Source organism: Pseudomonas putida (genome assembly GCA_029953615.1).
GTDB lineage: Bacteria > Pseudomonadota > Gammaproteobacteria > Pseudomonadales > Pseudomonadaceae > Aquipseudomonas.
This window is the reverse complement of record CP124529.1, coordinates 33,098-55,154: the sequence shown is the minus strand read 5'-3', so window position 1 is coordinate 55,154 and position 22,057 is coordinate 33,098. Positions and strand designations below refer to the sequence as shown.

Sequence of the window (22,057 nt, the reverse complement as noted above, 5' to 3'; positions counted from 1 at the left end):
TGTTTGCCAGCTTCTGATAATCGCCTCCGACATCCCGTCCCCGTTTCGGAGCGCGCCATGTACAACAATAAGAACCTGTCCTCACGTTTGCTGACGGCTGTTACCGTCAGCCTGTCGACCCTTTGCCTGAGCAGCCTCGCCCAGGCCGAGATCATGCTGTACGACAAGGACCAGACGACGTTTTCCACCGACGGCTACATCAACGCCTTCTACGTCAACAGCGATGTCGATCGCGAAGGCGAGCAGTTCGACCGCCGCCAGTCACGGGTGAAGATGGGCTTTCTGCCCAACTACCTGGGCTTCAACATGGGCAAGCAGGTGGATGACCTGAAGCTCGGGGCGCGTGCCTCGTTCTGGGTGACCATCAACGACAGTGAAACCAACGGCACCGACACGGCCATCGACGTGCGCCAGTTCTACGGTACCGTGGCCAACCCCGAGTGGGGCGAGGTGCTGATCGGCAAGGACTTCGGGCTGTTCGCCCGTTCCAACATTCTGCTCGACGAGCTGCTGGCCGGTTATGGCCAGGTCAGTGACACCCTGGGGCTGGTGGATGGCGGCGGGGTGTCGTTCGGCAACATCGGTAGTGGCTACCCGTACCCGTTCCCCACCTCGCAGATCACCTACCGCACCCCAGTGATGGACGGCCTGCGGGTAGCGGTGGGCATCATGGACCCGGTAGACACCAACGACAGCAGCCCGACCGGCAAGGCCTACCAGGAGAACCCGCGTACCGAGAGCGAGATCACCTACCAGTTCGACCTGGGTGGGGCGCAGATCTACAGCTGGCTCAACGGCAGCTACCAGACCTCCGACAACACCGACCCGGCGGTGCAGTCGGTCACCTCCAAAGGTGTCGGCTACGGTGTGCAGGCGAAGATGGGTGGGTTGTCGCTGACCGGTTCGGGGTTCCAGGCCAAGGGCATCAACCCGTTCTTCACCAATAACGCTGGCGAACCGACCTTGCGCAACGTCGACAGCGATGGCTACCTGCTGCAGGGCTCCTACAAGGTCGGCAAGAACCGCGTGGCGCTGTCCTATGGCAAGACCAAGGACGATGGCAACGGCGCGGTGGGCAGTGGTGCGGATTACGAAACCCGCGGCGTGGCGCTGTTCCATGACGTCAACGACAACCTCAAGCTGGTTGCCGAGTACAACCAGTTCTCCATCGATGGGCATGAAACCAGTGACCAGAACGAAGACACCGATACCTTTGCGGTGGGGGCGGTGTTGACCTGGTAGTGACCTTGCCTCCAGCCACGGTGTGCGCATCGCACCGTGGTCGGGGGCTGCTGCGCAGCCCATCGCCGGCAAGCCGGCTCCCACAGGTACTGCACATGGCTTGAAGTCGATGCGGTCGAGGTGGGAGCTGGCTTGCCGGCGATGGGCCGCAAGGCGGCCCCGGATGGTGGTTTTTACACCCATCGAACCGCCCACCCGCTACCCAAGTAGCATTCGTCCTCGATGATCGCCTTCGTACACTCATCACTCAGCCACCCGCGCCGGAGACCACGATGCAACAGGCTCACAACGACGGGGTGGTCAGCGCCATGTCCCAGGCCACCGACGCCCGGCAGGCAGCCCAGGAGCTGGCGGCGCAGTTGCTGCACCCGCACCTGGGCTTCGTGCTGTTCTTCTGCTCTGCCGAATACGACCTGCAGGCCCTGGGCGAGGCCCTGGAGCAGGGTTTTGGTGGTATCCGCCTGGTCGGCTGCACCAGCGCCGGCGAAATCACCCCGCAGGGCTATGGCCGTAATTGCATAACGGCAGTCGGGTTCGATCATCGGCACTTTTCCATCGCCACCGAGCTGATCGATGAAATGGAGCGCTTCAGCCTGATCGACGCCCAGCAGATGGTCGAGCGCCTGGTCGGCACCTGCCGCAGCAATACCCTGGCGCCGATCAAGGGCCACAGCTTTGCCCTGACCCTGCTCGATGGCTTGTCCAGCCGCGAGGAGATGGTGCTCGCCGCCCTCAGTGCCGCCCTGGGCGACATCCCGCATTTCGGCGGTTCGGCCGGCGATGACAACTACCTGACCCGCACCCACGTGTATTACGGCGGCGCGTTCCGCCACGGCGCGGCGGTGGTGGTGCTGGTCAATACCTGGCTCGACTTCGAAGTGTTCACCACCCACCACATCCTGCCGCGCCAGGAAAAGCTGGTGGTCACCAGCGCCGACAGTGCCCAGCGCCGGGTCATCGAGCTGAATGCCGAGCCTGCTGCCGAGGAATACGCCAGGCACATCGGCGTGCCGGTGGCCGAGCTCGATCATCGGGTCTTCGCCGCCCATCCACTGGCTGTGCGCATCCATGACCAGTATTACGTGCGGGCGATCCAGCAAGTGCACCCGGACCTGAGCCTGAGTTTCTACTGCGCGGTGGAAAACGGCATCGTGCTTACCGCCATGACTCCAGGCCCGCTGTTGCCCAACCTGCACCAGTTGTTCGACGGCTTGCAGCAGCGCCTCGGCCCGCTGCTGCTGACCATCGGCTGCGATTGCTTCCTGCGGCGGCTGGAGCTGGAAGCCCGGCACGGCCTGGAGCCGATCGGCGCGTTTCTGCGCGAGCAGCGGGTGATCGGTTTCAACACCTACGGAGAACAGTTCAATGGCATGCACATCAACCAGACCTTTACCGGGGTCGCCATTGCCCGCAACCGGCCTCCTGTCGGTCGCTGAACTGCAGGCCGAGGTCGCCCGGCTGCAGCACCATAACCACAAGCTGCAGCGTATCAACGGCGCGCTGATCGAGCGTATCGAGTCTGGCGTGACGCGGGGCAACGACCCTTATGCCGCGTTCCAGCATTCGGTGGTGCTGGCCGAGCAGGTGCGCGAGCGTACCGAAGCGCTGAACCAGGCCATGGCCGAGCTCAAGGCCGTCAACCACCTGCTCAGCGAGGCGCGGCAGCGGGCCGAGACCGCCCACCAGCACCAGATTCGCCTGATCACCGACCATGTGCCGGCGCTGATCGCCTACCTGAATGCCGACCTGGTCTACGAATTTACCAACAAGGTCTATGAAGAATGGTACTGCTGGCCCCGCGGCGTGATGCTGGGCCAGAGCCTGCGCGAGGCCCACAGCGAGCAGCATTACCAGCGCCTGGAGGCCTACGTGGCGCGGGCGCTGGCAGGGGAGAGCGTAACCTTCGAGTTCGCCGAAACCAATATCAAGGGCCAGGAACGTTACATGCTGCGCTCCTACGTGCCGAACCGCCTGGCCAACGGTGAAGTGGTGGGCATCTTCGTGTTGATCCGCGACATCACCGAACGGCGTAATACCGCACAGGCGTTGCACCAGGCCTATCAGCACCTGGAGCAGCGGGTACGCGAGCGCACCGCCGAGCTGACCAGCCTCAACGAGCAGTTGCTGCGCGAAATCGAGGAGCGCAGCCGGGTGGAATCGCGCCTGCGCGAGGCCAAGCGCGAGGCCGAGCAGGCCAACCTGTCGAAAACCAAGTTTCTTGCCGCCGTCAGCCATGACCTGCTGCAACCGCTGAATGCGGCGCGGCTGTTCACCAGTGCCTTGCTCGAGCACCGCGAGCCGCAGAACAGTGCTCACCTGGTGCGTAATGTGAGCAACTCCCTGGCGGATGTGGAGAACCTGCTAGGTACGCTGGTGGACATTTCCAAGCTTGATGCCGGTGTGATCAAGGCCGATGTCGCCCCGTTCGCCCGTGCACGAACTGATGGACAACCTCGCTGCCGAATACGCCCAGGTGGCGCGCAGCGAAGGGCTGGAGCTGCATTTCGTGGGTTGCTCTGCCGTGGTGCGCAGTGACATCCAGCTGCTGGCGCGGATCCTGCGCAACCTGCTCAGCAATGCCATTCGCTACACCCCCAGCGGCCGCGTGGTGCTGGGTTGCCGACGCCTGCGTGGCGGTCTGCGGATCGAAGTATGGGACAGCGGAATCGGTATTGCCGAGGAGCACCTCGAAGAAATGTTCCAGGAGTTCAGGCGCGGCGATGTGCAGCGCCCGGACCAGGATCGTGGGTTGGGCCTGGGCCTGGCGATCGTGGAAAAGATCGCAGGCATCCTCGGCCACCGGATTCGGGTGCGCTCGTGGCTTGGCAAAGGCTCGGTATTCGCGGTGGAGGTGCCGTTGAGTGCCACCGCGCCCAAGGCCCAGCCGAGCCAGGCGATCAGCGAGCCGATGCTCGAACGGCTACGCGGGGCGCGGGTATGGGTGCTGGATAACGATGCGGCGATTTGCGCCGGCATGCGCACCCTGCTGGAGGGGTGGGGTTGCCAGGTAGTCACCGCGCTGTCGGAGGAGGACCTGGCGCGCCAGGTGGACAACTACCATGCCGAGGCCGACCTGCTGATCGCCGACTACCACCTGGACAACGACTGCAATGGTGTCGATGCCGTGGCGCGGATCAATGCCCGCCGCGCCCAGCCCTTGCCGGCGATGATGATCACCGCCAACTACAGCAACGAGCTCAAGCAACAGATCCGCGAGCTGGGGCACACCTTGATGCACAAGCCGGTGCGGCCGATGAGGCTGAAGGCGGCGATGAGCCATTTGCTGGGCAGCAGTGTGTCATAGCCGCCGGCCTCTTCGCGGGCTTGCCCGCTCCCACAGGATTCCCGCAGGTTTCAGTGTTGCGCAATACCTGTGGGAGCGGGCGAGCCCGCGAAGAGGCCGGAACAGGTCAACGCCGCAGGTAATCAGCAAAATCGATATCACCGGCACTAAGGATGGCCTGCACCCGGTTGTGCACGTTGAGTTTGCGCAGGATCGCCGAAACATGGGCCTTGACCGTGGTCTCGGCGATATCCAGGGTGTAGGCGATCTGTTTGTTCGATTCGCCCTTGGTCATGCGTTCGAGCACCAACAGCTGCTTGCGGGTCAGGGCCTGGAGCATCTCTGGCGGGAAGCTCGGGGCATCGTTCAGGCGCCGGCTGCTGCTGCTTTTCTGGGCGCGGATGATGTCGGGCGGCAGGTAGACATTGCCGTTGAGGATCTGCTCGATCGCTTCGATCATCTGCGAGCGTGGCGAGGACTTGGTGATGAAACCCACCGCGCCATAAGTGATGGCCTGTAGCACGATCTGCTTCTCCTGCTCGGCCGAGACGATCACCACCGGCGTGGTCGGTGCCTCGTTGCGCAGGGTGATCAGGCCATTGAGGCCATGCATGCCGGGCATGTTCAGGTCGAGCAGGATAAGGTCGAGGTCATCGTGCTCGTGGGTCAGCGCCAGGGCGCTGTCCAGGTCGGCAGTTTCGATGATTTCGCTGCCCTGGAAGCCATCGCTGATTACGTTGTGGATGGCTTCGCGAAACAGGGGGTGATCGTCGGCAATCAGAATTTTGTACATGGCCTTTTCACCTCGTTTTTATTGGATGGAGCGGGGCACGCGTTCGCAGGCGATGAATTCAGGGGAAGGGTTCTGGCTGCGCCGGCTGCAGTGGCAGGTTGGCCTGCTGCCAGGCGTCCAGGCCGTCGCGGTACCAATACAGATTCTTATAGCCCAGGGCTTTGGCGCGTTTTACCGCGTTCCAGCTTAACCAGCAATCGGAGCGGCAGTAAAAGACCAGCGGTTGCTCCATGCGCCCGGCGGTGGCTTGTTGCAGATTGTGCACGAAGTAATCGTGCCACGCCGGGCTCAGCTCGCCGTCGCCGGTGTTGGCCAGCCAGCGGCTGCCGGGGATGTTGGCGTGGGGCTCATCTTCGATGAAGCGGCCTTGCAGCCACTGGCGGCGGTAGACGTCGATCAGCACCGGTTTGGGGGTGTGCCCCAGCAGGCCTTGCAGCCTGGTGGTGTCGATGACCTGGCCGCCGTCGACCTGCTGTGGGGTCGGGCTGCGGTAGAGGGTGGTGCGATAGCCCTCGGCGGAGAACAGCGGCGTGGTGTCGGCCTGGGCGATGCCCAGCGACAGGCTCAGGGAAAGCGCCGCCAGCAAGGGGCGTGGCAGCCGGGGCAGGGCACGTGGCATGGGGTTTATCCTTTTTGTTATAGGCCCATTACATGCCAGTGGCGGTGCATTGTGAATGCGACGATCAGACAGCAAAGGCAGTACTAAAGTATTAGAAAACCGGGCGCGCAACCCTGTGGGAGCGGGCGCGCCCGCGAACACCGGCGAAGCCGGTGCCATGCACCGCATCGTCTGTTTCGCGGGCGCGCCCGCTCCCACAGGGTTGCGCTGAACAATTGGATTGCGGCCAGTCAGCGCGGCTTGCGCAGCGCCGCATGCTGGGGGTTGAAGGTAAGGATCGCCAGCAGGCTGAACAGCACGGTCAGCACCAGGCATACCACCAGCGCCAGTGGGTTGAAGCGTTCATACAAGGCAAAGCGCACCAGTTCCACGGCATGGGTGAACGGGTTGACCGCGCACAGCCAATACAGCCACTGGCTGGCTTCGCGCATTTTCCACAACGGGTATAGCGCCGAGGACAGGAAGAACAGCGGGAAAATCACGAAATTCATCACCCCGGCAAAGTTCTCCAGCTGGCGAATCGCGTTCGACAGCAACAGCCCCAGGGCGCTGAGCATCAGCGCCACCAGCAACAACGCCGGCAGCGCCAGCAACAAGCCCGCGGCCGGTGGCTGCACGCCATACAGCCAGGCGATGGCGAGGAACGCGTACACCTGCAGCAGGGAAATCAACGAGGTCGCCAGCAGCTTGCTGCCGAGCAGGAAGGGCCGCGGCAACGGGCTGGTCAGCAGCACGCGCATGCTGCCCATTTCCCGGTCATACACCATCGACAGCGAGCCCTGCATGCCGTTGAACAGCAGGATCATGCAGGCCAAGCCCGGGATGATGTACACCTCGTAGGGGATGTAGGTGTCGTAGGGTTCGATGATCGCGATACCCAAGGCCGCGCGAAAGCCGGCGGCGAACACCAGCAGCCACAGCAACGGGCGCACCAGGGCGCTGAGAAAGCGTGTGCGCTGCAGGACGAAACGTAGGCATTCGCGCAGGAGAATGCCATTGAAGCACTGCCAGTAAGCGTTCATCGGGCGTTGGCTCCTGAGGGGGCGCTGGTCAGGCGGGCAAAGGCATGGTCGAGGTCGCCGCCATGCTCCAGGCTAAGGGCATCGGCCGTGCCGCTGGCCACCAGGCGCCCTTGATGCAGGATCAGCAAGTCATCGTTGGGCTGCACTTCGTCAAGCAGATGCGTGGTCCACAGCACACTCAGGCGCTGCTCGCGGCACAGCAGCCGCAGGTGCTGGTTGAGCGCCAGGCGGCTGGCCGGGTCAAGGCCGGCGCTGGCCTCGTCGAGCAACAGCAAGCGCGGCTCGTGCAGCAGCGCGCGGGCAATCTCCACCCGGCGCCGATGGCCGATGTTCAGCGCCCGGACCGGCTCACGTCGCCGTTCATCGAGGCCCTGGCGGGCCAGCTCGGCATCGACCCGAATACTGCCCTGGCGCCGCGACAGGCCATGCAGCGAGGCGTGATAGCGCAGGTTCTGCTCCACGCTCAGGTCCAGGTCCAGGGTGCTTTGCTGGAACACCACGCCCAGCTGGCGCAAGGCCGCACTCGCTGCGTTGCGCAGCGAGCAGCCGCACACGCGGATGTCGCCGTGCTGCAGGTCGTACAGCCGGGTAAGCAGGGCGATCAAGGTCGACTTGCCGGCACCGTTGGGGCCCAGCAAGGCGGCGAAGCGCCCCGGCGCCAGGCTGAAGCTGACCTGCCTGAGCGCCTCGCGCTGGCCGTAGGCAAAGCTCACATCACTGACTTCGAGGGTATTCATGGCGTCACCACCACGCCCCAGGGGTAGCGGCCAACCTTCACCGACTTGAGCACCTTGAGGTTTTTGGCATCGATCACCGAAACGTCGCCGCTGACCCCGTTGGTGGCCAGCAACTGGCTCTGGTCCGGGGTGAACGCCAGTTGCCAGACGCGCCGGCCCACCAGCAGGTAGTCGAGTACTTCATAAGTCCTGGCATCGACCACAGCCACATGGTTGGCCGGGCCCAGGGCGACGAACGCGTACTTGCCATCGGCGCTGAGCTTGATGCCCACCGGCTGGACCTTGTCCGGGTGCACGCCCTTGATCTGGAAGTTCAGGGTTTTCAGTACCTGGCGGCTGGCGACATCGAGGATGGTTACCGTGCCGCCGATTTCCGCCGAAGCCCACAGCCGCGAACCGTCCTGGCTGAATTCGACGAAGCGCGGCCGCTGGTCCACCGGGGTGCTTTCGGCCAGGGTCTGGGTGCTGGTGTCGATCCAGTGCAGCATGTTGGTGGTTTCGCTGGTGTTCACCGCCCACTTGCCATCCGGGCTCACCGCCATGCCTTCGGGCTCGATGCCGACGTCGATCTGCCCGAGCACCTTGTCGGTCTGGGTATCGATCACCGTCACCAGCGCGTCGTCCTCGTTGGACACGTACAACCAGCGGTCGTTGGGGTGCAGGGCGAACTGCTCGGGGTCCTTGCCGGAGGGCAGTTCCTTGATGATCTTGCGGGTGGCCACGTCCATCACCTGAACCCGGTCCGAATCACTGGCGCAGATGTACAGCAGCCTGTTGTCGTGCGACAGCAGCAGGCCGCGCGGGCGCTGGCCCACCGGCAGGGTGTCGGTGACTTGCAGGGTCTGCATGTCGATCAGGCTGAGGCTGTTGTCCTTCTCGTTCGACACCCAGGCAGTCGCGGCCACGGCGTGCCCGCTGGCAAGGGCCAGGGCGCCCGACAGCAGGCTGGGGTAAAGCAGTGCCCGGTGAAATGGGGAGCGACGCATGGCGAAATCCTTTTTTGTTGTGGTTATCGGTTCAGGGGTAGGCGCAGGTCACTTCGGGCTTGTCGTAGCCCAGGCTATCCATTTCGTTGAACGGGTGCAGGAAGCCCTCCTGCGGCGACGTGCTGACCAGGGCCCGCGGCTGCACCAGCGGGATCGGCTGGCGCAGCTCGCCGTTCCACGGGCGGTAGCTGAGCTTGCGGCCCTTGAAACCGTCCAGCGGCAACTGCTCGCTGAGCAGCAGTTGCTGCAGGGCGCGGGGCTCGGCCTGGCGCAGTTTGCTCACCGCGCTGGCCACGCTGCGCACGGCCATCCATGCGGCGAAGTCGCGGTCGTTCATCCAGCGCCCGGCCTGGGCTTCGAAGCGCTTTTGCAATTGCGCCGCGCCGAAAGTTTCCACTGTCTTGTGCCAGCCGGTGGGGGTCAGGCCCTGAGTGCCGGCCACCGGGCGTGGGTACCAGGTCTGGTAGGGCAGGTACTCGCCGAAGTCGCCGCGCTCGTCGGCCACCAGCACCACGTCGTACTCGGCGGTTTGCGTGAACAGCGGCATGTCGGCCTGGGCGCTGCGGCGCTGGTCGTTGTCGAATGTCCAGGCTTTCTCCGCCACCAGCTGCATGCCGAAGCGCTTCATGGCGCGGCGCAAGGCCGCCGCGTAGGCCCGGTCATCGTCGGTCTGGCCGACGATCAACAGCGCCCGTGGCCATTTGCGCAGCACCAGGAACTGCGCAAGGGCATCGGCCAGCATGGCGCGGCTGGGCAGGCTGTGCAGCACATTGCCCAGGCACTGGCTGCTGCGCAGGCTGTCGTCCGGGCTGCCGGCGTTGAACAGCAGGCTGTCGGGCAGGGCGGCAGACAGCGCACGCAGGCTGGCGGCTGGGGCATTTACCACGAACAGCCGCAGGCCCTGGTCATGCTGGGCCCTGGCGGCTTGCAGCAGGGCTTCGGGGCTATCGACGCTGGCGTTGGCCAGGTAGAACTCCTGCTTGAGAAAACGCCCGCTGCTGTTGCTGTCGACGATCGCCAGTTCAGCGCCCTGTAGCCCGGCATCGACGGGCTCAGGGATGATATTGGACAGCAGCGGGCCGGGATCGGGGCGATAGCCAAGGTAGCCGATGCGTACCTGCAAGGGGGCCGCGGCCTGGGCCTGTGCGGCGGGCGCCGGGCTCGCAAAAAGCGTCGCGGCCAGGGCCAGCAGGCAGGTCAGGGCAAGATGGGCAGGCTGGCGCATAAGGCAACTCCACGGCAGATGGCGCCAGCATAGGAAGCCCGTCGGGAGGGGGGAATATGCAGAAAGTAGCGCTCGGCCGGTACCAAGGTAGTAATTCACCACGCGGGCCCGGGTTTTACGATGGGCCGCAGCACCCTTGGAGGAGAACCACCCCATGCGCCTCGTCAACCTGTCGGCCCAGTGGCGGATCAACCTCGGGGTCACGTGTTGCTTCGCGATGGTGACGCTGGCCTGTGCCGCGGTACTGTTGCATCAGGCGGTCGCTGATGTGGAGAGAGAGTTGCAGTCGGCCGAGGCCGTGGTGGCGTACCTCGGCGACACCGCCGAGCGCGATCCGCAGCGCCTGCAACCACGGTTGACGCAACGCCTGCGCCATGTGCGGGTGCACTGGCTGGCGGCGGATGAAGCCGCGCGCCTGCCGCAGGAGGCCGGCCTGGATGCCTGGCTGGGCCGCCAACTGCTTGGCCAGCGCCACCACAGCAGCCGGCTGCTGGAACTGGGTGACGGGCGCCGGGTGCTGATAGCCGTGGATGCCCGGGACGAAATCGATGAAGTCCGCGACTCCCTGCAGCAGCTGGTGGTTTTGTGCGGCGTGGCGTTGTTGCTGAGCTTGTTGACCATCCGCTGGGCGGTGCGGCGAGGCATGAGCTTGCTGGACGATCTGCTGCAGGCCTTGCGCCAGGTCTCGGGCGGGCAATTGACCACGCGCCTGCGCGAGGCCGGCCTGCCGGAGGCGCGCCAGCTGGCCGGGCACTTCAACCACATGGACCGCCTCCCTGGAGCAGGCCCGGGCCGACAATACCCAGCTGACCCAGGCCCTGCTGGCGGTGCAGGAGCAGGAACGCACCCACCTGGCGCAGACCCTGCACGACGACCTGGGGCAATACCTGGCGGGTATTCGCGCCCAGCTCTGCCTGCTGCGCATGGTGGCCGACCAGCCCACCCAGGTGGTGCAGACAACACGTACCCTGGAGCTCGATTGCGAACGCCTGCAGCAGGGTTTCCGCGCCTTGGTGCATGACCTGTATCCGCTGGCGTTGCAGCACATGCCGCTGGCCGAGGCCTTCGGCCTGCTGGTGAGCCAATGGCAGGCCAGCCAGGGTATCGATTGCCGCCTGCGGGTCGGCGAGCAACTGCCGGTGCTGTCTGGGGCGAGCCGCACGCATTTGTATCGCTTGCTGCAGGAGGCGTTGACCAACGTCGCCCGGCACGCCGGCGCCAGCCAGGTGCGGGTACGCCTGCAACGCAGCGCCAAGGGCTTGCGCCTGCTGGTTCGCGACAACGGTCGCGGCGCAAGCCAGCCCCAGCGCCCCGGAGTTGGCCTGCACTCGATGGCCGAGCGCGCCCGCAGCCTCGGTGGTGAGCTGCGCATCCTCAGCCGCCCGGGTGCCGGCTGGGCGCTGGCCCTGAACATTCCCATGGAGGTGTGATGAATATCGTGTTGGTCGATGACCACGCCGTGGTCCGCCAGGGCTATGCCAGCCTGCTGCGCGCGGTACTGCCGACAGTACAGGTGCGTGAGGCTGCCAGTGGCGAAGAGGCGCTGGCGCGGGTTCAGGAGCAAGTGCCCAATCTGGTGATCATGGATTTCGGCCTGCCAGGTATCAGTGGCCTGGAAACCACCCGGCGCCTGCGCCAGCGCTTGCCGCAATTACGGGTGCTGTTCTTCAGCATGCATGACGAACTGCCGTTGGTGCGCCAGGCGCTGGATGCCGGGGCCTCGGGATACCTGACCAAGAACTCGGCACCCGAAGTGCTGATCGAGGCGGTGCAGCGGGTGTTGGCGGGGCATGCCTATATCGAACAGCCTTTGGCCACCCAGCTGGCCTGCACCTCACAGCAGAATGCCAGCGACCCGCGCCTGCAGCGCATGACCCAGCGTGAGCTGGAGATTTTCGTGATGCTGGCCAAGGGCACACCGGTGCGGGGGATTGCCGAGCAGCTGTGCATCAGCGCCAAGACCGTGTCCAACCACGTGACCGTGCTCAAGAGCAAGTTGCAGGTCAGTTCGCATGCCGAGTTGGTGCACCTGGGGATTGATCTGGGGGTGGTGCGGGTGGCGGGGTGACGTCTTTATGGTTCGGCGCCGGTACCCTGTGGGAGCGGGCATGCCCGCGAACACCGGCGAAGCCGGTGCCAGACACCGCGTCGGCAGCTTCGCGGGCGCGCCCGCTCCCACAGGTAACCGAGTAGTTGCAAAAATGGCAGCGCTCAATTGTCCCAAGTCTCAGGGCACCCCTTGCACCCCTCCATGTTGGCCTCCTGAATAATTCCCGTAATGCTGCCGCGCCCCGCGCAGATCGGCGCGGGCCAGGTTGCTCTGGCCAAACTTGGCCTCCTGCAGGTTGGCATCGCCAAGGTCGGCCCCTTGCAGGTCAGCCTTGCTCAGCCAGGCCATTTCCAGGTCCGCCGCGCGCAGGTTGGCCTGGTGCATCTTTGCCCCTGACAACCTGGCAAATTGCAGGTAGGCCGCGCTCAGGTCGGCGTCGGCAAATTGCGCACCCTGGGCAAACAGGCCCCAGCCCTGAATGGCCACAAGCCGGCCATGGCTCAGGTCGGCCAGGCGCAGGTTGCTCTGCTGCAGGCTGGCGCGGGTCAGGTTGGCGCCTTGCAGGCTGGCCTTTTCCAGGTTGGCCAGGTCCAGCCGGGCATGGCGCAGGTCGGCATCGCGCAGGTCGGCGCCAGCCAGGTTCATCTTGCGCAGGTCCTGGTTGGCCAGGTTGGCACCGCGCAGGTCCGCCCCCGGGCACTGGCTGGCCTCGGCAATCACGCAGCCGTTGATGGTAAGAGGGGGATCGTTGCCAGCGTCGTCGGCACTCTCGGCCATGGCAGGGGACAGCACGATCAGCAAGGCAAGTGGCAGGTAGTTCATGGCGAAAGGCTCTCGATGTGAAGTCGGGTATACATGCTGGGGCCGCTTTGCGGCCCATCGCCTGCAGGAGCAGCACAAGGCAGCTCCTACAAGCGACAGGCTGCACCGCAGGTCAGCTCAGGAAGTCAACGCTGTGCAGTCTTGTTGTCCCAGCTGGGGATCTTGAATACCCAGAACGAACCGCCCTGGGCCACCGGCTTGGTCAGCTCGGCCATGTCGCCGCCCCACAGCGGTACTGCGCCGCCGTAGCCCACGGTCACGCCGATGTACTGCTCGCCGTCCTGTTCCCAGGTGATCGGCGGCGAGACGATGCCGCTGCCGGTCTGGAACTTCCACAGCTCCTTGCCCGTTTTGGCGTCGAAGGCCTTGAAGAAGCCGTCGCCGGTGCCGGTGAACACCAGGTTGCCCTTGGTCGCCAGCACGCCGGCCCACAGCGGCAGGTGTTCCTTGTGCTCCCACACCAGTTTGCCGGTGGTCGGGTCCATGGCGCGCAAGGTGCCGACGTGGTCGTCGTACATGCGCTTGATGCGGAAGCCCATGCCCAGGTAGGCCGAGCCCTTCTTGTAGTTCACTTCCTCGGTCCAGTATTCCTCCTTCCACTGGTTGCCGGGGATGTAGAACAGGCCGGTGTCCTGGCTGTAGGCCATGGGGTTCCAGTTTTTGCCGCCCAGGAACGGTGGCGAGACTTCCACCGGTTTGCCCTTGGTTTCACCTGGCAGCGGCTTGGGCGGGCGTTGACCGGGGTTCTCCACCGGGCGACCGGTCTTGAGGTCGATGTGGCTGGCCCAGGTGATGTTGTCGACGAAGGGGAAGGCGTTCTGCAGCTTGCCGTTGCTGCGGTCCACCACATAGAAGAAACCGTTGCGGTCGGCGTGGCCGGTGGCCTTGACCACTTTTTGCCGTCCTTGCCCTTGTAGTCGAACAGCACCAGCTCGTTGTTGCCGGAGAAATCCCAGGCGTCGTTGGGCGTGTGCTGGTAGAACCATTTCACCTCACCGGTGCTCGGGTCGACGCCGACCTGCCCAGAGGTGTACAGGCTGTCGAAGTCCTGCGGGTTGCCGTCCTTCGAGGTGCGCGCCCAGGTGTTCCAGGGGCCGGGGTTGCCAGCGCCGACAATGATGGTGTTGCTCTCGGGGTCGAAGCTGGCGCTTTGCCAAGGCGCACCGCCGCCGTGGCTCCAGGCTTCGACCTTGCCGGTTTCGGTGGTGGGGTCGTCCGGCCAGGACGGTGCCTTGACGTCACCGGTCGGGGTGCTGTCCTTGCCGTTCAGGCGGCCCATGTGGCCTTCGACGAAGGGCCGCATCCACACCTCTTCGCCGGTGTCCGGGTCGCGGGCGAACAGCTGGCCGACCACGCCGAATTCATCGCCGGAGCTGCCGTGGATCAGCAGTACCTTGCCGCTGGTCTTGTCCTTGATCAGCACTGGCGCGCCGGTCATGGTGTAGCCGGCGGCGTGGTCACCGAACTTCTTGTTCCACACCACTTTGCCGGTGCGCTTGTCGAGGGCGATGACCCGCGCGTCCAGGGTGCCGAAGTAGATCTTGTCACCGTAGATCGCCGCGCCGCGGTTGACCACATCGCAGCAGGGGCGAATGTTGTCCGGCAGCCGGTGGTTGTAGGTCCACAGGCGCTTGCCGGTCTTGGCATCGAGGGCGAACACCCGCGAATAGGAGCCGGTGACGTAGACCACGCCGTCGCTGACGATGGCCTGGGATTCCTGGCCGCGCTGTTTCTCGTCCCCAAACGAGTAGGACCACGCCGGGGTCAGCTTGAACACGTTCTGGTCGTTGACCTGGGCCAGCGGGCTCCAGCGCTGGGCGTTGGTACCCATGCCGTATTGCAGCACGTCCTGGGTGGTCAGGTGGTCGTTGGCGATGTCTTCCCAGGTCACGTTCTTGCTGGCAGGTGCCGGGGCGGTGGCCGCAGTGGCCATGCTGCCGAGGGCCAGGCTACCGGCCAGCAGCAGGGCCCGCACGCTGAGGGCCAGAGGGGAAGGGGCGGGTAGCGTTCTTGTTGTCATGGTTGCAGTTCCCAGTGGAGGTTTTGGCCTGCACAGGGTGGGACGGGGCGGGCGTAGCCGGATACGGAAAAATTCCCGCCCTTGCCGGGAATAGTTCCCGCAGGGCACCTCATTTGGCCCTTCGCCACAAGCCCTACTACCAAGGGAGTAAGGCGCGGCCACCAAAGCAGCATTCGGCCGCCTGCGGGCTGTTTCTAAGATGGCGGCACGGCCTCTGTGGTTGAGGCCTGCGTGCAATCGTGAGGGCATAAAAATGACAACAAAACGCAACGTCTTGCTGGCTGCCGGGCTGCTTGCCAGTGCAGTGCTGACTGGCACGACCTGGGCACATGGCAATGTGGTGCCGCAGGCCGTGGAAACCCAGGGCCTGACCCCGATCAAGGACGCCGGCGTTACCCTGGACGGCGATGGCTGGGCGGCGGTCAACCCGTACCGCACCTCTCCCGAGCACGACAAGGCCGTGGAAATCGGTGCCTCCGCCTACAACCAGAACTGCGCCGCCTGCCATGGCCTGGAGGCCAAGTCCGGCGGTATCGCCCCGGATTTGCGCATGCTCGATGCCGGCGAGGCGGGGGATGAATGGTTCGTCGAACGGGTACGCCATGGCGCCGTTCGCGACGGCCGGGTGTACATGCCGAAAATGGCCGACTACCTGAGCCAGGAAGCCCTGTGGGCGGTGCGTACCTACCTGGACAGCGTGCACGTCGAGGAGTGACGGCCATGCGTCTGTTGGCGGTGCTGTTGAGCGGCCTGCTGTTGTGTTGCGCAGCGGCGCAGGCACAGGTGCGCAGCTACGACGCGATCATCGCTGCCGGTGAGCTGAAGGTGGCGGTGTACAAGGACTTTGCGCCCTATAGCTTCCAGGACCACGGCCAGCCGCGCGGTGTCGATGTCGAGCTGGCGCAGGCACTGGCGACGGCGTTGGGGGTGCGCTTGCAGCTGATCTGGGCGCCGCCGGGAGAAAAGCTCGACGACGATCTGCGCGACTACATCTGGCGCGGCAGCCCGCTGCGCCACCAACAACTGGCGGACCTGATGATGCGGGTGCCGTACGACCACGCCTACGCGCAAAGGCGCAATGAGGTGGGCGAGCTGGAGAACGCCCAGGTGGTGATGTTCGGCCCCTATCAGGAGGAGCGCTGGCAGGTCGCCTACGACCGGCGCCGCCTGCCCTCGGTGGCCAGTGTCGCGGTGTTCCGGCAGCACCCGATCGGGGTCGAGGTGGACAGCGTGCCGTCGTTCTACCTGACGTCAGTGTTCAACGGCATGCTGGGTGCAAAAACCCATCATTACCCCAATGTGCAGCAGGCCTTCGATGCCATGCAGGCCGGCCAGGTCGACGCGGTGATGGCCATGCGCGGCGAGGTTGACTGGCAGCTGCACCGCACCGCCGACCCGCAACTGGCCTTGGCGGAAAACGCCTACCCGAACCTGGGCAAGCAGGCCTGGGAGATCGGCATGGCAGTGCATGAAAGCAACCGGCAACTGGCCTATGCGGTGGAGGAGGCGCTTGAAGCGCTGATTCGTGACGGGCGGATGAAGGCGATTTATGCCCACTACGGCCTGCGCTATCAAGTCCCGGAAATGTATCAGTAGCGCATGCGTATCCCTGTGGGAGCGGGCATGCCCGCGAAGCAGGCACCGCGGAGGATGGCACGGGCTTCGCCCGTGTTCGCGGGCACGCCCGCTCCCACAGGGGCGGCGCTGGCTCAATGGACAACTGTTTCATCAAGGAGTGGGCGATGAACTGGCGAGCAATGTTGCTGCTGGCCTGCTGGATGCCCTGGGCCGCACAGGCCCAGGCCAGTGAGCCAGGTAGCCAGAAGGACCCGGTGCCGTCAGTGATGTGGGACTTCTACCACAAGCAGCTGCTCGGCCAGGCCGCATTCGTGTTCGATGACCGGGTCAAGCTGCTGGCGCCACCCTTTGCCGAGGACGCCCGCCAGGTACCGCTGGAGATCGACGCCCGGGCGTTCAGCGGCGAGGTAGTGCGGATCCTCGCCTGGGCCGAACTCAACCCGCTGCCGCGCATTGTCGACTTCCAGCCCGGCGAGCGCGTGCTGCCCTGGTTGTCGATCCGTATCCGTATCGAACAGGCTACACCGCTGCGGGCTGCGGTGCTGACGCGCGACGGCCTGTGGCATGTCGGCTCGACCCTGATCGATGCCGCCGGTGGCGGTTGCACCGCACCCAGCGTGGTACGCACTCAGCCCGGCTGGGAGGAGCACCTTGGTGAAGTCCTCGGCGGGCGCTACCCGCGCGGCGACAGCAGCCGCCTGCGCCTGCAGGTGGCCCACCCGATGGACAATGGCCTGGTCAGCGGCATTCCCGAATTCTTCCTCAACCATGCCGAGCTGCAAGGCGCGGACGGCCAGCGCCTGGCCAGCCTGGAACTGTACCCGGCAGTCAGCGAAAACCCCAACCTGGGCTTCGACATTCAGGGCCCCGGGCCGACCCGGTTGGTGTTGCAGGACAACAGCGGCAACCAGTTCGAGGCGGCAGTGCCCTGAGCGTGTTGCCTGACTTCACCCCCGACCAGAGGCGCCCGTCATGCGTTGCATTCTGCTGTTGCTGCTGTGCCTGGGCTTGCCGGCCTGGGCCGACCTGGACTATCGGCTCAAGCCCCGGCAGATCGCCGAGGGCACCTGGCTGCTGGAGGGCAGCACCGACAATTTTGCCAAGGACAACGGCGGCAATATCGTCAACACCGCGTTCATCGTCACCGACAGCGGGGTGGTGGTGATCGACAGCGGGCCGTCGAAACGCTACGGGGAGGCCTTGCGTCAGGCCATTGCGGCCACCACCGACAAGCCGGTGGTCGAGGTGCTGCTGACCCACCATCACCCCGACCACGTACTGGGCAACCAGGCCTTTGCCGATGTGCCAATCGGCGCCCTGGCCGGCACCCGCGAGCTGCTGCGCCAACAGGGCGAGGCCATGGCCGAGAACATGTACCGCCTGGTCGGCGACTGGATGCGCGGTACCGAGGTGGTACTGCCGACCCGGGTGCTGGAGCCGGGTATCCATGAGGTGGGCGGGCACCGCCTGCGGCTGCTGGCGCTGGGCGGGCATACCGGGGCCGACCTGGCGATTCTGGATGAAACCACCGGCGTGCTGTTCGCCGGCGACCTGGTGTTTTACGAGCGCGCGCTGACCACGCCCAACAGCCCGGGACTGGAAGTTTGGCTAAAGGACCTGGACACCTTGCAGGCGCTGCCCTGGAAGCAACTGGTACCCGGTCACGGGCCGCTGGCCAGCGATACCCGGCCGTTTGCCCAGATGCGTGATTACCTGGGCTGGCTGGATGGGCTGATGCGTGACGGCGCGGCGCGTGGCGATGACATGGCCGAAATGATCCGCAGCCCGATCCCCGAGCGGTTTGCCGGTATCCGCCTGACCCGTTACGAGCTGATTCGCAGTGTCAGCCACCTGTACCCGCGTTACGAACGCCAGCAGCTGCGGCGCGTGGACAGCAAGGGCTGACAAGGCCGCTCAGGGATCGCGTCAGTGCCCAGTCCCATACCAAGGAACTAGAAAACTCCGCACTGCGGGCAATTGTTGGCAATCGGGTCGGGCCCAAGAATTCCCGACACACCGGGAAGTTTTCCCGGATACAACAAAAAAACCAAAGGTAGCCGTCATGACCCGATCCCCACGTCGTCCCGTGTTCGCCTTGAGCCTGGTGCTCAGCGCCATGCTGCTTGCCGGTGCAGCCCACGCCGCTGTCAGCAACGAAGAAATTCTCCAGGACCCGAAGAACCCGCAGCAGATCGTGACCAATGGCCTGGGCGTGCAGGGCCAGCGCTATAGCCCGCTGAACCTGCTCAATACCGACAACGTCAAGGACCTGCGGCCGGTCTGGGCGTTTTCCTTCGGGGTGCGAGAAACAGCGCGGCCAGCAGGCCCAGCCGCTGGTCAAGGACGGGGTGATGTACCTGACCGGCTCCTACTCGCGGGTGTTCGCCGTGGACGCGCGTACCGGCAAGAAGCTGTGGCAATACGATGCGCGCCTGCCCGATGACATCCGCCCGTGCTGCGACGTGATCAACCGCGGTGTGGCGCTCTACGGCAACCTGGTGTTCTTCGGCACCCTCGATGCCAAGCTGGTGGCGCTGAACAAGGACACCGGCAAGGTGGTCTGGAGCAAGAAAGTGGCCGACCACAAGGAAGGCTACTCCATCAGTGCCGCGCCGATGATCGTCAACGGCAAGCTGATCACCGGTGTTGCCGGTGGCGAGTTTGGCGTGGTGGGCAAGATCCAGGCCTACAACCCGGAAAACGGCGAACTGCTGTGGATGCGCCCGACCGTGGAAGGGCACATGGGCTACGTGTACAAGGACGGCAAGGCGATCGAAAATGGCATTTCCGGCGGCGAGGCGGGCAAGACCTGGCCCGGCGACCTGTGGAAGACCGGCGGAGCGGCGCCCTGGCTGGGTGGTTACTACGACCCGGAAACCAACCTGATCCTGTTTGGCACCGGCAACCCGGCACCGTGGAACTCGCACCTGCGTCCGGGCGACAACCTGTATTCCTCGTCGCGCCTGGCCCTGAACCCCGACGATGGCACCATCAAGTGGCACTTCCAGAGCACGCCGCATGACGGTTGGGACTTCGACGGCGTCAACGAGCTGATTTCGTTCAACTACAAGGACGGCGGCAAGGAAGTCAAGGCCGCTGCCACTGCTGACCGCAACGGCTTCTTCTACGTGCTGGACCGCACCAACGGCAAGTTTATCCGCGGCTTCCCCTTCGTCGACAAGATCACCTGGGCCACCGGCCTGGACAAGGATGGTCGGCCGATCTACAACGAGGCCAGCCGGCCGGGTGCACCGGGTAGCGAGGCCAAGGGCAGCTCGGTGTTCGTGGCCCCGGCGTTCCTCGGTGCCAAGAACTGGATGCCGATGGCATACAACAAGGACACTGGCCTGTTCTACGTGCCCTCCAACGAGTGGGGCATGGACATCTGGAACGAAGGCATCGCCTACAAGAAGGGCGCGGCATTCCTCGGCGCCGGCTTCACCATCAAGCCGCTCAATGAAGACTACATCGGCGTGTTGCGCGCCATCGACCCGGTCAGCGGCAAGGAAGTCTGGCGCCACAAGAACTATGCGCCGCTGTGGGGCGGGGTACTGACTACCAAGGGCAACCTGGTGTTCACCGGCACGCCGGAAGGCTTCCTGCAGGCGTTCAACGCCAAGACTGGCGACAAGGTCTGGGAGTTCCAGACCGGCTCCGGCGTGCTCGGCTCGCCAGTAACCTGGGAAATGGACGGCGAACAGTACGTTTCGGTGGTTTCCGGCTGGGGCGGCGCGGTGCCGCTGTGGGGCGGCGAAGTGGCCAAGCGGGTCAAGGACTTCAACCAGGGCGGCATGCTCTGGACCTTCAAGCTGCCCAAGCAACTGCAAACGGCAAGCGCCAGTCGCTAAGCCGGTCACCTGCCGCTTGCTGCCAGGGACACTGCAGCAAGCGGCCTTACTACCAAATGACGAGAGCCCCGCTGCCAACGATGCATTCGCCCGGCAGGCGGGGCTTTTTACCATCGGCTCATCGCCTGTCGCCGGACAGGCATCGACCCACAGAGGCTCAGCATGATCTACGCACAACCCGGAACCCCAGGCGCCATCGTGTCCTTCAAGCCACGCTACGGCAATTTCATCAACGGCGAATTCGTGCCGCCGCTGGGCGGCCAGTACTTCACCAACAGCTCGCCGGTCAACGGCCAGCCGATTGCCGAGTTCCCGCGCTCTGGTGCCGAGGACATCGAGCGGGCCCTGGACGCCGCCCATGCCGCTGCCGAGGCCTGGGGCAAGACCTCGGTGCAGGACCGTGCGCTGGCGCTGCTGAAAATCGCCGACCGCATCGAGCAGAATCTTGAAGTAACTGGCGGTTACCGAAAGCTGGGACAACGGCAAGGCCGTGCGCGAAACCCTCAACGCAGACGTGCCGCTGGCGGCGGACCACTTCCGCTACTTCGCCGGCTGCATCCGGGCCCAGGAAGGCGGCGCCGCCGAGATCAACGAAGGCACCGTGGCCTACCATATCCACGAGCCGCTGGGCGTGGTCGGGCAGATCATCCCATGGAACTTCCCGCTGCTGATGGCCGCCTGGAAACTCGCCCCGGCACTGGCCGCCGGCAACTGCGTGGTACTCAAGCCAGCGGAACAGACGCCACTGTCGATCACCATTTTCGCCGAGCTGATCGCCGACCTGCTGCCGGCAGGCGTGCTGAACATCGTCCAGGGCTTTGGCCGTGAAGCCGGCGAGGCCTTGGCCACCAGCAAGCGCATCGCCAAGATCGCTTTCACCGGCTCCACCCCGGTCGGCTCGCACATCATGAAGTGCGCGGCCGAGAACATCATCCCGTCCACCGTCGAACTGGGCGGCAAGTCGCCGAACATCTTCTTCGAAGACATCATGCAGGCCGAGCCCGCGTTCATCGAAAAGGCCGCCGAAGGCCTGGTGCTGGCGTTCTTCAACCAGGGTGAAGTGTGCACCTGCCCATCGCGGGCGCTGATCCAGGAGTCGATCTACGAGCCGTTCATGGCCGAGGTGATGAAGAAGATCGCCAAAATTACCCGTGGCAACCCGCTGGACACCGAGACCATGGTCGGCGCCCAGGCCTCGGAGCAGCAATATGACAAGATCCTTTCCTACCTGCAGATAGCCCGCGAGGAGGGCGCGCAGCTGCTCACCGGTGGCGGTGCCGAGCGGCTCGACGGCGACCTGGCCAGCGGTTACTACATCCAGCCGACCCTGCTCAAGGGCAACAACAAGATGCGCGTGTTCCAGGAGGAAATCTTCGGCCCGGTGGTCGGCGTGACCACCTTCAAGGACGAAGCCGAAGCGCTGGCGATCGCCAACGACAGCGAGTTTGGCCTGGGCGCGGGGTTGTGGACCCGTGACATCAACCGTGCGTATCGCATGGGCCGTGGGATCAAGGCCGGGCGTGTGTGGACCAACTGCTACCACCTGTACCCGGCGCATGCGGCGTTCGGTGGCTACAAGAAGTCCGGGGTAGGCCGCGAGACGCACAAGATGATGCTCGATCACTACCAGCAGACCAAGAACCTGCTGGTGAGCTACGACATCAACCCGCTGGGCTTCTTCTAAACCTCTTCGCGGCCTTCGCGGGCTCGCCCGCTCCCACAGGTATTGCACTGGTCTTGAAACTTGTGCAGTCCCTGTGGGAGCGGGCGAGCCCGCGAAGAGGCCGGCACTGCCATGCACAGATCCACAGCAGTTCCGTGTTACCCCTACC

Annotated in this window: 15 protein-coding genes and 5 pseudogenes; 12 read left to right on the top strand and 8 right to left on the bottom strand. The window is 64.8% G+C overall.

The features are described from left to right. The first annotated feature begins 57 nt into the window (after window positions 1-57). The 3 genes and pseudogenes from QIY50_00285 (at window position 58) to QIY50_00275 (ending at window position 4,546) form a co-directional block, all read left to right on the top strand. Window positions 58-1,242 carry a porin gene (locus tag QIY50_00285; protein ID WGV20796.1) on the top strand — a complete coding sequence of 395 codons (1,185 nt, stop codon included), beginning with the start codon at window positions 58-60 and terminating at the stop codon, window positions 1,240-1,242. 272 nt (window positions 1,243-1,514) lie between these two features. Beyond that, entirely contained in the window at window positions 1,515-2,678 is a 1,164-nt protein-coding gene (nosP, locus tag QIY50_00280; protein ID WGV20795.1) for a nitric oxide-sensing protein NosP, read from the top strand. Continuing rightward, window positions 2,647-4,546 (top strand): annotated as a pseudogene (locus QIY50_00275) (PAS domain-containing protein). The gene nosP and the pseudogene QIY50_00275 overlap by 32 nt, the downstream one beginning before the upstream one ends. 106 nt (window positions 4,547-4,652) lie before the next feature. Here the strand turns inward: QIY50_00275 and QIY50_00270 are convergent. From QIY50_00270 to QIY50_00245, 6 genes are all read right to left on the bottom strand, one after another. Further along, a complete protein-coding gene (locus tag QIY50_00270) occupies window positions 4,653-5,318 on the bottom strand; it encodes a response regulator transcription factor (GenBank protein ID WGV20794.1) in 666 nt (221 codons plus the stop codon). A gap of 58 nt (window positions 5,319-5,376) precedes the next feature. After that, the gene (locus QIY50_00265; protein ID WGV20793.1) at window positions 5,377-5,937 is read right to left on the bottom strand and encodes a PQQ-dependent catabolism-associated CXXCW motif protein; all 561 of its coding nucleotides are present in this window, start codon (window positions 5,935-5,937) and stop codon (window positions 5,377-5,379) included. Between the two features lie 230 nt (window positions 5,938-6,167). Further along, window positions 6,168-6,959, bottom strand: coding sequence for an ABC transporter permease (locus QIY50_00260; GenBank protein ID WGV20792.1), 792 nt, complete (start codon window positions 6,957-6,959; stop codon window positions 6,168-6,170). Further along, window positions 6,956-7,696 carry an ABC transporter ATP-binding protein gene (locus tag QIY50_00255; protein WGV20791.1) on the bottom strand — a complete coding sequence of 247 codons (741 nt, stop codon included), beginning with the start codon at window positions 7,694-7,696 and terminating at the stop codon, window positions 6,956-6,958. The genes QIY50_00260 and QIY50_00255 overlap by 4 nt, the downstream gene beginning before the upstream one ends. Then, window positions 7,693-8,682: a YVTN family beta-propeller repeat protein gene (locus QIY50_00250; protein WGV20790.1), complete on the bottom strand. Its 990-nt coding sequence runs from the start codon at window positions 8,680-8,682 to the stop codon at window positions 7,693-7,695. Before QIY50_00250 ends, QIY50_00255 begins: the two co-directional genes overlap by 4 nt. 31 nt (window positions 8,683-8,713) lie before the next feature. Then, window positions 8,714-9,907 (bottom strand): ABC transporter substrate-binding protein, encoded by a 1,194-nt coding sequence (locus QIY50_00245; GenBank protein ID WGV20789.1) that lies wholly within the window; start codon window positions 9,905-9,907, stop codon window positions 8,714-8,716. A 154-nt stretch (window positions 9,908-10,061) separates the two neighbouring features. Between QIY50_00245 and QIY50_00240 the strand changes: the two are divergent. Continuing rightward, window positions 10,062-11,337, top strand: a pseudogene (locus QIY50_00240) (histidine kinase). Then, the gene (locus QIY50_00235; protein ID WGV20788.1) at window positions 11,337-11,975 is read left to right on the top strand and encodes a response regulator transcription factor; all 639 of its coding nucleotides are present in this window, start codon (window positions 11,337-11,339) and stop codon (window positions 11,973-11,975) included. Before QIY50_00240 ends, QIY50_00235 begins: the two are co-directional and overlap by 1 nt. A gap of 143 nt (window positions 11,976-12,118) precedes the next feature. Here the strand turns inward: QIY50_00235 and QIY50_00230 are convergent. Continuing rightward, window positions 12,119-12,779, bottom strand: a pseudogene (locus tag QIY50_00230) (pentapeptide repeat-containing protein). 125 nt (window positions 12,780-12,904) lie between these two features. Continuing rightward, window positions 12,905-14,799: pseudogene (gene exaA, locus QIY50_00225) on the bottom strand (quinoprotein ethanol dehydrogenase). Between the two features lie 253 nt (window positions 14,800-15,052). On the opposite strand from exaA, the gene pedF reads away from it, so the two are divergent. The 7 genes and pseudogenes from pedF to QIY50_00190 all read left to right on the top strand — a co-directional run bounded on the left by pedF (window position 15,053) and on the right by QIY50_00190 (window position 21,909). Beyond that, entirely contained in the window at window positions 15,053-15,514 is a 462-nt protein-coding gene (gene pedF, locus QIY50_00220; GenBank protein WGV20787.1) for a cytochrome c-550 PedF, read from the top strand. A gap of 5 nt (window positions 15,515-15,519) precedes the next feature. Continuing rightward, on the top strand, window positions 15,520-16,395 hold the full coding sequence (locus tag QIY50_00215) for a transporter substrate-binding domain-containing protein (protein ID WGV20786.1): 876 nt from the start codon (window positions 15,520-15,522) through the stop codon (window positions 16,393-16,395). Between the two features lie 146 nt (window positions 16,396-16,541). After that, on the top strand, window positions 16,542-17,309 hold the full coding sequence (locus tag QIY50_00210; protein WGV20785.1) for a quinoprotein dehydrogenase-associated SoxYZ-like carrier: 768 nt from the start codon (window positions 16,542-16,544) through the stop codon (window positions 17,307-17,309). A gap of 40 nt (window positions 17,310-17,349) precedes the next feature. Next, window positions 17,350-18,282 carry a quinoprotein relay system zinc metallohydrolase 1 gene (locus QIY50_00205; GenBank protein ID WGV20784.1) on the top strand — a complete coding sequence of 311 codons (933 nt, stop codon included), beginning with the start codon at window positions 17,350-17,352 and terminating at the stop codon, window positions 18,280-18,282. A 157-nt stretch (window positions 18,283-18,439) separates the two neighbouring features. Beyond that, window positions 18,440-18,820 (top strand): hypothetical protein, encoded by a 381-nt coding sequence (locus tag QIY50_00200; protein WGV20783.1) that lies wholly within the window; start codon window positions 18,440-18,442, stop codon window positions 18,818-18,820. Continuing rightward, window positions 18,729-20,225: a methanol/ethanol family PQQ-dependent dehydrogenase gene (locus tag QIY50_00195; protein ID WGV20782.1), complete on the top strand. Its 1,497-nt coding sequence runs from the start codon at window positions 18,729-18,731 to the stop codon at window positions 20,223-20,225. The genes QIY50_00200 and QIY50_00195 overlap by 92 nt, the downstream gene beginning before the upstream one ends. Before the next feature lie 162 nt (window positions 20,226-20,387). Then, window positions 20,388-21,909 (top strand): annotated as a pseudogene (locus QIY50_00190) (aldehyde dehydrogenase family protein). Window positions 21,910-22,057: the final 148 nt, after the last annotated feature.